The 13,319-nt window shown below is 54.4% G+C and carries 10 protein-coding genes and 1 pseudogene; 2 read left to right on the forward strand and 9 right to left on the reverse strand.

The features are described 5' to 3' along the window. Positions 1-124 precede the first annotated feature (124 nt). From tssD to ACYZTS_RS17140, 8 genes and pseudogenes are all read right to left on the reverse strand, one after another. Positions 125-307 (reverse strand): annotated as a pseudogene (tssD, locus tag ACYZTS_RS17105) (type VI secretion system tube protein TssD); the annotation flags it as partial. Positions 308-381: 74 nt separating this feature from the next. Then, the gene (locus ACYZTS_RS17110) at positions 382-1,461 is read right to left on the reverse strand and encodes a DUF6708 domain-containing protein (protein WP_461990691.1); all 1,080 of its coding nucleotides are present in this window, start codon (positions 1,459-1,461) and stop codon (positions 382-384) included. A 20-nt stretch (positions 1,462-1,481) separates the two neighbouring features. After that, entirely contained in the window at positions 1,482-4,823 is a 3,342-nt protein-coding gene (locus ACYZTS_RS17115; protein ID WP_461990693.1) for a toxin VasX, read from the reverse strand. Continuing rightward, a complete protein-coding gene (locus ACYZTS_RS17120) occupies positions 4,820-5,719 on the reverse strand; it encodes a DUF4123 domain-containing protein (protein ID WP_461990694.1) in 900 nt (299 codons plus the stop codon). Before ACYZTS_RS17120 ends, ACYZTS_RS17115 begins: the two co-directional genes overlap by 4 nt. Further along, a complete protein-coding gene (locus tag ACYZTS_RS17125; RefSeq protein ID WP_461990696.1) occupies positions 5,712-7,754 on the reverse strand; it encodes a type VI secretion system Vgr family protein in 2,043 nt (680 codons plus the stop codon). Before ACYZTS_RS17125 ends, ACYZTS_RS17120 begins: the two co-directional genes overlap by 8 nt. 131 nt (positions 7,755-7,885) lie before the next feature. Then, positions 7,886-8,401, reverse strand: coding sequence for an Hcp family type VI secretion system effector (locus ACYZTS_RS17130; protein ID WP_461990698.1), 516 nt, complete (start codon positions 8,399-8,401; stop codon positions 7,886-7,888). Between the two features lie 605 nt (positions 8,402-9,006). Continuing rightward, on the reverse strand, positions 9,007-9,168 hold the full coding sequence (locus ACYZTS_RS17135) for a hypothetical protein (RefSeq protein ID WP_461990700.1): 162 nt from the start codon (positions 9,166-9,168) through the stop codon (positions 9,007-9,009). A gap of 66 nt (positions 9,169-9,234) precedes the next feature. Then, positions 9,235-10,248 (reverse strand): NADP-dependent oxidoreductase, encoded by a 1,014-nt coding sequence (locus tag ACYZTS_RS17140; RefSeq protein WP_461990702.1) that lies wholly within the window; start codon positions 10,246-10,248, stop codon positions 9,235-9,237. Here ACYZTS_RS17140 and ACYZTS_RS17145 point away from each other — a divergent pair. Continuing rightward, positions 10,238-11,242 (forward strand): LysR substrate-binding domain-containing protein, encoded by a 1,005-nt coding sequence (locus tag ACYZTS_RS17145; protein ID WP_461990703.1) that lies wholly within the window; start codon positions 10,238-10,240, stop codon positions 11,240-11,242. The two genes, ACYZTS_RS17140 and ACYZTS_RS17145, sit on opposite strands and share 11 nt — an antisense overlap. Before the next feature lie 21 nt (positions 11,243-11,263). Here the strand turns inward: ACYZTS_RS17145 and ACYZTS_RS17150 are convergent, their stop codons facing one another. Beyond that, on the reverse strand, positions 11,264-12,157 hold the full coding sequence (locus ACYZTS_RS17150) for a LysR family transcriptional regulator (RefSeq protein ID WP_028623158.1): 894 nt from the start codon (positions 12,155-12,157) through the stop codon (positions 11,264-11,266). A 195-nt stretch (positions 12,158-12,352) separates the two neighbouring features. Here ACYZTS_RS17150 and ACYZTS_RS17155 point away from each other — a divergent pair, with 195 nt between their 5' ends. Then, positions 12,353-13,222, forward strand: a complete 870-nt coding sequence (locus ACYZTS_RS17155; RefSeq protein ID WP_461990706.1) for an SDR family oxidoreductase — start codon at positions 12,353-12,355, stop codon at positions 13,220-13,222. Positions 13,223-13,319 lie beyond the last annotated feature (97 nt).

Below are 13,319 nucleotides of genomic sequence, written 5' to 3' on the forward strand. Positions count from 1 at the left end.
TCCTCGTGCTGTGCAGCGGCGTTTGCCAAGACCTGAATAAGGAATCAGCAGACGCAAAATTCTGAAAGGGCGTAAACGACATCGACCAGCAGAGCTGGCCGATGCGGGTAACGATCAGCCGCGATTAAACGACTGGGGAACGCCAGTCATCGGAACCCGAAGTACCGGATACTTCGTGGGTCCAGGTGATTTTGCGGTAGGTGAACTGCACTTCTTCCAGGTGGGTGAAGTGCGAGTTGCCCGGATCCTGGCAGTTGTGCATTTTGTTGTTGATGGCGACGATGATCGCGTCTTCCAGTTTTGTAGAAGCTCAGACTTGATGTAACGGTTATGGGGTCACCTGATTTTTGGCAACTATATAGCTCAGCTATTTGTTAATTCCTACGCCTTGCTCTCGTTTAGGTTTGCCTTGAAGTACGTCATGAAATCTTGTCCCTGAGCAAAAGCCTTTTCGATCTCGGCGCTTTGCTCTTTCAATGCATTGCTCGGTTTGGCCCATTGCTCAGTCGGTATGGATTTTGACCACTCAGCAATGGAATCAGGCAGAGATTTCATGCTGAAACGATGGTCCCATTCCGCCACCCAGTACGGAAAACGCCACCAAGTGATCAGATGTGTCAGGTACCACCAACCAACTCCTAAAGCGGAGCGTTCGTTGTGCTGGTATTCCTCGTGCATGTCTTGTCGTGCCTTATCGAAGGTGTGGCGACCCTCGTAGGGTGCTTTGCCAGGGCAGAACTCTGGACCTTTTTCCATATAGATCCGTATGGCTTCCCACTTACCCAAGGCATGAGCAGGAGTCATCACGCCCTGTCTCACAAAATGCACTACGTCAGCTTTGGAATCGTCGAACGCCATTCCAAATGTACAGGCGCTTGTTACGCCTACTCCAGTAACACCTGTACTGATTGAAAGCCAAGAGACTGTCTCTTCCCATGGTTGAATGACGGGGAGGTCAGAACCTTCGGGAAAGAAACAGACTTCACGACTTTGGCGGTTGAATCTAATTGGACGGGTGCGCGACTTCGCTCTGGTAGTGCTCAAGACAACGTAAGTACCCAGGAGCGCAGCTATTCCTCCTCCCCAAATACTAAAGGTCACACCGAAATGGAACATGCCTGCTGTTCTGTGCCAAAAGGACTCGGAAAATGCGTTTCCCCAGGTAGTAGATCCTGCAAGCAAAGGCAGAATAATCAGGCATGAAAAAACAAACATCATCCCGAGTCCAATCATTGCTCTCGCTTGGAAAGCCTTGCCGAAATTACTACTGCCTACGTCGAGGAATGTGTCATTCACCTCTACAAAGCTTCCGCCCAAATCCATGGGGACGTCGCCCGTTGGTATCGGAAGCGGGGAAAGGAATAATGCTTCACCTGTCGCGAATTTACGCTTCTCACCAGCCACGGGCCGTATTTTTTTGAGATTTAGATCGTCGCTGGATTGCTCTTTTATTGAAGACATTATGTTGGCCCGGCTTGTTTTTATGATTCGAGTACAGTCAGCGTGTCGGTGGTCACAATGAATGCTTGAGCGGTTGTATTTCGTGCGCTGAGAAACCCGGTTGTTGAGAATTCCTTCCCGCTTCCAACGTTAAGTGTCTTGGTTTCAAACATTATTTCCTGGTATTTTTGGACACCGGGGAGCGGATGGTATCGCAACTTTATGGCAAGACCGTGCTGGGCGTTGGCCTCATGTGCAAAAATTTCTAACCCCAGTTGGAGTGGCGCGTCTGGTGGACTCAGTAAATTGAGTTGATATAGCAAAGCTTCAGTCCAAGGTTCCCAGTCATTGCGCTGGAGATTGCTTGACCAATACGCGGTAAGGCCAAATCCAACATCATCCAGCTCTCGAATCGTTATATTTGGAATGCTAATCACTGCAATAGGTCTGTTGTTTATTTGTCTCAGACCGACCTTAGGGGTTGAAGTGATCTCTGCCAATTGCATGCGATCTTCTTGGAATCCGCGATTTTGGTTCTTCTTTCCCCACGCGCCCTGCTGAAGCCAGTTATCAAGCTTCGTTTTATTGTTTCGGTTGTAAATCCACTCACCACCTAGTTGCAACACCGTCAAGCCTAACCCTATCAAGTTGGCTCTCGCAGCAACGCTCAGAAGTTTGCCACCAGCTGTGACCCAAGCGACAGCTCTTGCCTGGCTAACATTTGAAGCCGCTTCAAACATATATTGCCCTGTTCGTGCAACTGCCCAACCGTTAACGACGAACTGTCCAGAATCGCCCGCGATTGTCATGCTGGCACCAGCCAGCTTTGCACTATCTCCCGACCTCAAGGCTTCAGTCCAACGAGCGACAGAGCCTTTTTCCCCATACAGGCTTGTGGCTGCCGCCGCCATACCGAACCCGTAAGCGGCTAGTCCCAGACCCCCCGTGAGCTTTCCAATGCGCGCGGCCAACTGGACTTTGCCGGCTGCACTTGAATAGTTGTTTTTGACTACGTTTAGAGTGGTGGCCGATATCCCCTGTGCAGCCGCAAAGCCTCCTCCGCTTGCAGAGAAGAACGCATTGCCAAATGCAATGTAATCAGTTTTATCCCAGCTGGGTTTTCTTCTTAACTCTGAATAAACAGTGACGAAGCTAATTAATTGAACGACAAATACAGCTGATGCGAAAATGTCGCCTCCCGCAGATTGAAATATATCTTTTCCTAGTCCTCTTACCTTATCGCCTGTGTTTAAGCGATGATCTTCGGCCATTCGGTGGAATTCAGCTTCTTGGGCGCTGGTTAGGCCTTTGATTTTTATACTGGCTTTACTCGGGCCTTCGCCAACAGCAACCATTGCAGGCGCGATTTTTTTCTCTAACGGGGCGACGGATTGCTGAACAAATTTACGCTGTGCGACCAAAGATCGATAGCTCCCCTTGGGGGCTCGACCTTTTCGCTCGTTAGCCAATGTCTCCCTGATCTTGTTTTTGAGCGAGGACATCTGCTGGCGGAGTTCGGTGAGTTTCGCCATGTCAGCTTCGAACGCATGAAGCTGGCTTGCAGAAGCAAACTCAAGAGTAATTCCTTTTTTGCCAAATGTTCTTAGTACGTCGATCCATGCTGAACCGGGAATATTTCGCAGAACTTTAGATGGGTCTATTGCCCGGCCGTTGCGTATTCCTTCTATGGCTTCTTCTAGAGCATTCGCCAAGCGGAGTTGTTTGGCAGGTTCATAAGCAGTGTTTCGTGCTTGATCGAAAGTTATACCATCGTTGCTTAGATTGATTGATGTCGCGAGATCTTGGGTCAGGAGCGTTACAAGCTCTCGACTAATTTTTTGCAGTCCTTGGAAGTCCTTTGCTGAAAGGGGTATATCCCGAGCCGATTTTATTAACGTGCCCATTTTCGCAAACAGGTCCTTCTGATCGGTCAAACTTGCAGTAAAGAAGGTTGGAACTGTAAAGCCGGGCTCTTTTTCTATTAGGTCTGCAATCGCTTCGGTAGCCTTGTCGGTGCGACATATATCTCTAATGCACGCGTATTCAGTAGCAAGAGACGATTCGAGTTGGGTTGCAAGTTTCGGATCAAAATACCAGGCAGATTTATAGAAGCGTTTTTCGCATACTAATTTTACTCGATCTTCAGTTATCAGATCCAGCCGCTTATTCCAACGGCTTAATTGTGCTCGCTGTTGTTTAAGAAAGGCTTCCATAGCCGGTCGGTCAATCAGGTCGTTGATACCTTCTTGTCCCATTTTTGCGCCATTGAGCGATTCATCCGCGTTGTCTTCGATGGTCTCGATCAGGTCTTCGTACTTGGAATGCAAAAGTCCAAGACTCGTACGCATCCGCGACTTTGAAGCTGCGATAGCCCCACGATGCGTACCAGCGCCTGAATACTGGGTTTGATTTTTAACGTTGACGTAATCGATGATGGATTGCCGTTGCTCTTCGCTTGTTTCGTCCTTGAGTTTGGCAAAGCGTGGATCGCCTTGCGCAGCATTCAGGATGGTATCGCCGGTGACTGTGTACAAGGATTCGATGTAGCAACCAAATACATATTTCTTTTGGTTTGTCTCCGCATCACTCCAGTCACTGATCCATCCAGTTACCAAATCCTGATGTTCGGCGAGGTCGCGCAGCACACCGATGTCATCCTGTATGACCATATACAGATGGTCACGCTCGTTTTCTGCCTTGACCTGTTTTTTCAGCGCACCCAGTTGAGTCTTTTTGAAGTGCGATGCTTGCTCCCAGAGGTAGTCTTTGCTTTCTGCGGGTTTGGCGTCCGTAGCTGCTGGGTCTTTGCTCGGCTGCTCTGCAACTTCCGCAATCCACTTTTCCGCCTGACTTGGAGTCAGTAGATTAGCTGCGCCTTTCTCAGGGTCTGCATTGGTGAGATCGACCTTCTGCATGAAGTACTCACGTTCAGATTTGTGCTTGATGACCTGCGCGCATTTCGCGGCGGTCCATTGCACCTCGGAGTAGTTGACGTAAAGTTTGCTCAAACGCGGGAAGACCAATACGGCTTCGCCCACATTACTTTCGCGTTTATTTGCGATGATCTCATCTTTCTCCCACAGAAGTTGCGTAACGATGCCGTCCTGAATACGGTATTCGTGCATAACGGCTTCAGGCTCCTTGTCGACGATGACATAGAGCCAGCCGTTACGCATCAATCGAATGCCTAGTGGGCGAGAAGTGGTTTTGTACGGCATGATCAGCGCGCTTGACGGGTCGAGTCGTTCAACGAGGCCGTAACGCAGTGGGATGAGCTGGATTTTTGCCTTCATCAACGAGCAACCGCCCATGGCACACTTGCCGTCGTCCCGGCTTTTTGCAACGTTGTTCGGGCTTTTGCCGGTCGATGTTGGCGTTGTCATCCTTGGCTCCTTCGCGGGGTTTCAGCCCGTTCCTGGGCAATATCAGCGACCCGTTGGAGTCGTTGAGCGGGCGTTTGTTCCGATGGGGTTTTGAGTATGGCGTCGAGGTCTGGGTGTTCTTCCAGTGCCCGCTCGCCAAGGAACCCGTGAATATTGGCGTAAAGGGTGATATCGAGTTCGGTGTTGAAGCCGCGATCATAGGAGGTCGACGCCAGCGCATGCAGGTGTTCCCAGCGTTGCTGTGAGGTCGACTGTGCCTGATAGCTTGGAAAGTATTCTTGCATGTGTGCATCAAGGCGCATTACTACGTTGCGAAAGTTCACCTCATCCAGTTGACTGAGTTGTGCGTCGGTCAATCGATAGCGCTTACTGTTGTCGGGCTCGGGAGAATTGTTCGGCCGCTGGTTTATGTACCAGCAACCCAATGCAGCATCGGCAGTAACGATTTGTTTGCATGGGCCGAACAGGGTCGGATCCTTGATGGTTGCTGCGTGGGCGAGCAGTGCATGGGTTACGGCCGGATCCGCGATACGCAACAATACTTCTTCGCCCATCGGGTGCAAGACGCTGGTGAGCCAGCGAAAGTGTGCGACCAGTTGATCCCATGATTGATCGCTGAACACCAAGTGACCCCATTCCTGGTTTGAGGCGTTTAGGAACTGAGCCAAGATCGGGTCGTTTTGGTTTTTTATCAGCACGAGGCATGGGGAAATATCGCCCAGTTCTGCCCAGCGTGTCCCGAGATAAAGCGGCTCGAATTGAGGATTTTCTGTCCACTGATATAAGTGCTGTGGGAGCTTCTCAACGCTGACACCATCAAGCAATAAACCAACCGTGCCATTCCACGGAAGACCTTGGGGAAGACCGTTTTCCAATGGGAATTCCGACTTAAGCATTCTTTGCCTCCAGTTTGGCCTTCTCGCAGATCGCGCAAATCGGCTTCTTCTGCATCAACGCCTGCCGCTGCACCGGAACCAACACCTGCCCAGCCTTATCCGCATCCGCCTGCTTCAACGGCCCCGGCAACAACGGTGCCGCGCCCGTGCCACTGCCCGGACTACCACCGGAGTTCATGTTGATCACCGGCCCGCTCATGGTCACGCCGCCGGCGTCGATCTTGATAAAACTACCGCCACCAATGAGCGTCAGTTCCGCCCCCGCCTCAAGCACGACTTTCATGCCGCTGCTCAGGTGGATTTCCTGCCCCGCATCAATGAACTGCCCAGTCCCAATCTTGATGTGCTGATTGACGCCGACAGTCAGGTGGTCATTGGCCCGCGCCTCGACCTTGCGATCGGCATAAACGGTGTGATGTTCTTCAGCCTTGAACTCGCTGTAGCTGTTCTTTTCAACGGTGTCGTGCCGTTCGTTGCCAACGCGGATTTTCTGGTCGTGCTCGACGTTTTCGTCCCAGTCACGTTGGGCGTGCAGGTAGATCTGTTCCTGACCTTTTTTATCTTCGATGCGCAGTTCGTTGTAGCCGCCGCCACCCATGGAGCTGAGGGTCTTGAAGGTGGTGCGCGTCTTGTTGGCCGGCAGAGGGTAGGGGACGACGTTTTCCTTGTGGAACAGGCAACCACTGACCAGAGGTTGATCGGGGTCGCCTTCCAGGAAGGTGACCAGTACTTCCATGCCGATGCGCGGGATGGCGATGCTGCCGTAGTGAGCGCCGGCCCAGGCCGAGGAGACGCGCAGCCAGCAACTGGTTTTGTCGTCGGCCTGGCCTTCGCGGTCCCAGTGAAACTGCACTTTGACGCGGCCGTATTGATCGCAGTGGATTTCTTCGCCTTTGGGGCCGGTGACGACGGCGCTCTGGCTGCCAAGGATGCGCGGTTTTTTCCGGGTCAGGGGCGGGCGGTGGGGCACGTCCCACGGCGTCGCCTGGAAGCGGTTGCGGTAGCCCTGATGGAAATCGTCTTTAAGTGCGGTGGTGTCGCTGGTGACTGACTCTTCCAGCACTTGCGGCTGTTTGCCTTCGTGCAGCACTTCAGTCAGCAGCCACAGATCGTTCCACTTGGCTTTTGGATGCTGAGTCAGGGCGAGAAAATGGCCGCTGACCAGTATCGGCTGATCGCTTCTGCCTTCGGCCAGCTGGAAGTCGCTACGGTGGCGCTCAAGGGCGCGGTTGGCCAGGTGTTTGCCGCGCTCGCGGTCCACAAACCTGCCGGGGTAATCGTAGTCTTCGAGGTCGGGCAGGGCGTCGCCGCGCTTTTCGCTTTCGAGGGTGATGCGGGGTTTTTCGAAGTCGTAATCGCGACGGGTCGTTCTGCTGGTACGGGTTTCCAGGCGCAGGTCGAAGCGCTTGACCACCGGGTCGCTGGCGACCATGCCGGAGTCCTGCTGATAGGCCACCGGGGACAGTTTCGGGAACACCGTCTGGTCATCGCCGAACACCAGTTTGTGGCCAGTGGTGGTGTGCTCGAAGTGGTAGTGAATCCCTTCTTCCTCGCACAGGCGCTGGATGAACTGCAGGTCTGACTCGTCGTACTGAACGCAGTAGATGCGCTCGGGATAAACCGCCCCGACCTTGAAGGCGTAGGCATTGCCTTGAATGCCGTGATCTTCGAGGACACTGGCGATGATTTTCGGCACCGTCAGGTTCTGGAAAATGCGCTGGTTGATGCGGTGCGCCAGGTACGACAGTTGCGGGCGCAGGGTCACCGCATAGCGGGTCAGGCGTTTGCCGGCATCACCCTGGGCCGCACGATAGATCTGGCCATGAATGCCGCTGCCGTCAGGCGATAGCTGCAAGAAGGCGGGTTTGTGCAGGATGGTTTCGAGGTCCAGGGCCGGTTTTTCGCTGACCAGTTGCACCTCGAACACAAAAGGCTGGCTGATGGCTTCCCGACCTTGCAGGGCAAGCACCTGAAAGTCGTGGGCAATGCCTTCAATGGTCAGGGCAAAGTGAGTCTGATTGGCCGGCGCGAACATCCCTTGTTCCTCGTGCAGTACTGCGGCGTTTGCCAAGACCTGAATAAGGAATCAGCAGACGCAAAATTCTGAAAGGGCGTAAACGACATCGACCAGCAGAGCTGGCCGATGCGGGTAACGATCAGCCGCGATTAAACGACTGGGGAACGCCAGTCATCGGAACCCGAAGTACCGGATACTTCGTGGGTCCAGGTGATTTTGCGGTAGGTGAACTGCACTTCTTCCAGGTGGGTGAAGTGCGAGTTGCCTGGGTCCTGGCAGTTGTGCATCTTGTTGTTGATGGCGACGATGATCGCGTCTTCCAGTTTGGTGGTGTAGTAGTGCTCTTGGGTACCCTGAGCAGAAGTACGGAACCACTGGATAACGATTTCGCTCATGCGCTCGCCGGAAGTCAGTGCGGCTTGCAGCAGTGGCGAAGACTTGTCGTAGACCTTGGTGATCGAGACTGGCTTGTGTACACGCTGACCGGTTGGCTGGCCGGATTGCGGGTCACGCGGGATGATCACGTCGTGGCTGAACGCCTGAACCATGACCTGGTCTTCGTGACCTTCCTGATAGGTGTTGCCAACGGAGTCGGCGGTGAATGCGCCTGCAGTGATCAGGCCTTGTTTTTCGCCGGTTACCGACATGTACGCTGGTGTAGCCATGGGTGTGCTCCTTGCTGAATAAATAAGAGTGCCCGGGAGGCGAAATCGCCCGGTGGGTGCCTGACTGTTATCAAGGAGCGTGCCAGGTTTTGCGAAGTGCCCGGCTGGCGGGGTCGCCACGGTGGTCGATCATCTTTCGGGGCGATTTTCAGCGGAATAATCAGGAGAAAGTGCGCAAGAAGTTGCGCAGTACTGCGCAACTTCTTGCGCACTTGGCTACAGGCCACGTGGCGTATGGTCTGTAGCGCTTTCGATGGGTGTTTTATTATGGGGTGCTGCGCAACTTCTTGCGCAGCATGGCTAAATGATGGCGCTTGAGATTTTAAGGGGAACTGATGCCTTAGATCTTTTTTTTTCGTTGATCCGGGGCGGCATATTTCCCCGTACGACCTATAGCTTTATAGAACAGATATTATGAATTTAAGGGCTGCTTTCGGCCGAGGCTGTGTAAAAACGTTTTCGAGCGCGACGGGTACTCGAAACCGGACTGAAAATCGCGCATTCCCGTGAAATCCACATCTGCTGACGTGTCGATAAATGTCAGATTTAAACCAAGCTAGCAATGACCTGTGGACGGTGAGACCCCAGTGAACTGGTCCAAATTTTTAGTCAGCGAACGGCTTCTTCTGGCCGTTTTCTTCTACGGCGGAGTCGTAGGAAATGTTCCCTTTACGTTTTCGTGTGTCGACAGCAAGGGTTTGAAACTCGGTTCGGAATCGCTCGATATGAGCGGACGAGATGTAGAGGTAGCCAGTCACTATGAGCATTTTTGCCATCCTTTCGGTGTAGGCCCCCGACTACCGAATTGCTCGGAAATCGGTGGCAGTGGTCACTCAGACGATAAGCACGATTTTGCCTTGAATGCTGCTTTGTGAAGCTCGGTGGTGCGCATCCGACGCCTGGGCGAGTGCAAACGTACTGTCGATCACCACGCGGACAGTGCCGTCATCCAATAAGCGGCCAGCCTCTGCCAGTTGGGGACCGTTGGAGCGCACCTGCGTTGAGGAAACGGTGATGCCCAGATCAGTTGCTTCTTTATGTCCGCAGAAACCCATGGGGTTGACCAGAAACAGGGCACCGCCTGGTTTGATGACGTTCAGAAAGCGTTCCATATTCGCGCCACCGACGGCATCAATCACCAGATCCACATCCTTTGCGACGTCTTCAACGGCCGTCTTTTTGTAATCGATGAATGACTCAGCGCCTAGGTCGCGAAGCAGGCTCTCATGCTTACCGGAGGCGACCGCAATCACACGTGCGCCTTTCCATTTGGCAACTTGCACCGCTAGATGCCCCACGCCACCGCCGGCACCATTTACCAGCACGGTCTTGCCTCGCAGCGGGACTGGCGCGTGTCGGAACGACTGAAATGGATTCGGCTCGTCATGCCCCAGGTCGATCAGAAACTGCCAGGCGGTAAGCAGCGACATGGGCGCACCCGCGGCCTGAACGTGGTTTATGCCGCTGGGTTTCAACGCTAACTCGGTCTCATGGATGCATATGTATTCGGCGTAGGCGCCGCTGCCAGTCATCAGATCTCTCGGGAAACGCACCATTGCGTAGACTTCGTCGCCCACGCTGAAGCTGCCAGTTCCGTCGCCAACGGCTACAACTTCCCCGGATACATCCGTGCCCAAAATCAGCGGGAATGTTGGATTTGGCCACCACTCAGGTGGTAAAGCCCTATACCCGTCTCGCAGATAGAAGTCAGGCGGGTTGAGACTGGCTGCACGTACACGTACGAGCACTTCGCCGCGTTGGGCGATAGGTCTGGACGCATCCTCATAACGCAGCACTTCGGAGCCGCCAAATTCGTGCAATTGCACCGCTTTCATCATGTCGTTCATCACAACCTCTTTAGTATCGATGGGGGGACGATCTAAGGTAACTGGCGGCAGCGAGGTTGATAATCAGGTTGGATTTCGTTTCAATGGTGCCATGAAGGAACCAATCGGATTCGAACGACTGAGCGGGATGATTGCATTCGCCCGGGCTGGCTCTCTGGGCAGCTACCGGGCTGCGGCCCGCTCGCTGTCCATTTCACCCTCGGCGATCAGTAAAAGTATCCAGCGGCTGGAACGCCATTTCGGCGTGTCGCTGTTCACCCGCACCACGCGCTCGCTGACTCTCACAGTTGAAGGACGCGATATTCATGAGCGTGTGTTGCAGCTGTTGCGCCAGGCAGAAGAGATCGAGCAAGTAGCTAAATCAGCGCGATCCGAGCCTGCTGGCACGTTACGGATTGCGACGTCACTTCCCATCGGGATGCATATCATCGCGCCCGCCATCACCGAGTTTCGTAAACGCCACCCCAAGGTATTGATCGACCTGCGGCTAAGTGACCGGATTGTGGACCTGGTCGAGGAAGGCATTGATCTTGCGGTAAGGATCGGTGAGCTTTCGGACTCATCGCTCTTGTCCCGAAAGCTCATGCCATACACGCTCTGTTGTTATGCCTCTCCAGACTATCTGGCCAGGTGCGGCACGCCCCGACATCCTGATGAACTGGCCGAGCACGAAACGGTGAACCTGCGTTATCAAAACTCCGGTCAAACCTTACGCTGGCCATTTCGCATCGCCGATAAGGAAATCGAAATAGTGCCGTCATCGCCTGTCGTCGTTGATGCAAGCGAGGCTATTCTGGCAGCGATGGCAGCGGGCGCGGGTATAGGCATAGCCGCGAGTTTCATGGCCGCTGCGAGGGTGAAGCGGCAAGAGTTAGTCCCGATCCTGGCCGAGTTCGCAGTGCAGAGGGACAACATCACGGCTATCTGGCCGGAGAGCCGTCGCACCAATCCTGCTGTGCGCGCTTTTCTCGATATGCTGATCGAACTTCGCTGAGGTCGGTTACGGTTCGGTGTGTCAGCTTGTGATAAAGCTTGTCAGTTCCTCTGGTCTGCCCGTGGGAAAAGCTTCTTTCAAGTACTCGAGAAATACAGATACGCGGGCGCTCAATAACCGCCTTGATGGATAGAGCGTCCAAAGCGCGACTTCCGGCCCTTCTACATCCCCCCAGTGCACCATCTGTCCATTGAGCAGATCACCGGCTACCAGCGAAACGGGAAGGCGTGCGACCCCAACGCCTGCTCGGACTGCATCACGGACCATGAACATCGAAGACAGGCTCAGGACGGCTGCCACGTTTATCTGGGACCTGCCACCTGGCGTCGTGATATGCCACACCGGACTTCGGTCGCCTGCCCCTCGAACCACAGACGGTACGGCCACATCACCCTCGGGACGCACGAAGGCAGGACTGGCTACGACGACCAGTCGGTCACGCAGTAAGACGCGACCGATAAGGCTCTCGTCAGGCGCCGGATTGACCCGAATGATCAAGTCATACCCTTCCTCAATCATGTCGACGATGCGGTCCTCCGTGGTGACCTCTAATCGGACCTCCGGATATTTCAGTGCAAAGCCTGCGGCGAGCTTTCCCATCGCCGCCTGGGCAAAAAAGAGAGGCGCACTGATGCGCAGAGTGCCCCGTGGCCGCTCCCCACCTGAAGCGATGGCGGCAACGCTCTCGTCCAGTTCATTTAGCAACGCTGCCGTTCTTTCGAATAATGCTCGCCCTTCCTCGGTGAGCTTGAGTGCGCGCGTCCCGCGCTCGAACAGACGTAGCTCAAGGCTGCGCTCCAAATCTGCGACGCGACGCGACAACGTCGCCTTCGGTCGCCCGCTGGCACGTGCGGCGCGGCCGATCCCTCCATGACGAGCAACAAGATTGAAATCGGCGAGCGCGAGTAGGTCCACGGGTTTACCTATGAGGTGGCGGAGGCAGCGGGCGTTGCACAGACCTCTAGTCGCTTAACCCGACTGCGCAGCATGCTCAACGCTCGAAATTTGCTGTTCCATATGCGGAACACCGTGTGCAAATTTGAGGGCTATCGCAGCATTTTGTAAACACCGATATTAGCGCTGTCGTTCAAATCCCTACGGAGAATAACCATGACCATCCTCGTTACTGGCGCAACCGGCAGAGTCGGCCGCCAAGTTGTTGAACAACTCCTTAAACGTCATGCTGCCGTGCGCGTTCTCGTCCGCGACTCCTCCAAGGCTGACTTTCCGCCGCAGGTTGACGTGGTGCAAGGTGAGATGATGGACATTGAATCGCTGCGCCGCGCCTTCACCGATGTCTCCAGTTTCTTTCTGCTCAATGCGGTGGCTGCGGACGAGTTCACCCAGGCTCTGCTGGCGCTGAACATTGCTCGAGAAACGGGCGTGGAACGGGTCGTCTATCTCTCGGTCATTCATGCCGACCGCTTCGTAAATGTGCCGCACTTCGCGGTCAAGTCCGGTGCCGAACAGATGATCAAGCAGATGGGCTTCAGTGCCACCATCCTGCGCCCGGCCTACTTCATCGACAATGAAGTGATGGTCAAGGACGCCATCTTTGAACACGGCATCTACCCGATGCCAATCGGCGGCAAGGGCATTGCTATGGTCGATGCCCGTGACATCGCAGAAGTGGCAGCCATTGAGCTGATGCGCCGCGACCAGGCACCGGGCAAGCTGCCGGTTGAAACCATCAACCTGGTAGGACCCGATACGCTGACCGGTTCAGATGTTGCCGCGATATGGACCGATGTGCTGGCACGTCCGGTCATTTACGGGGGTGACGATCCGAGCGGCTTTGAACAGACCGTGGCCAATTTCATGCCTAAGTGGATGGCCTATGAAATGCGCCTTATGGCCGAGCGTTTTGTCAGCGACGGGATGATCCCCGAGGCTGGCGATGTCCAGCGCCTGACCACGATCCTTGGGCGTGAACTGCATAGCTATCGAGACTTCGCCGCCCGTCTCGCCGGCGCGATCTAACTGAAAGTGCAGGGCGAACGCGGTCACAGAGCCCCTCGTTCCCCTGCACCGCAGGCTACCTTTGAAAACGCTACAGATTACCGGTTGCTTCAGGCTT

The organism is Pseudomonas sp. TMB3-21 (assembly GCF_054898145.1).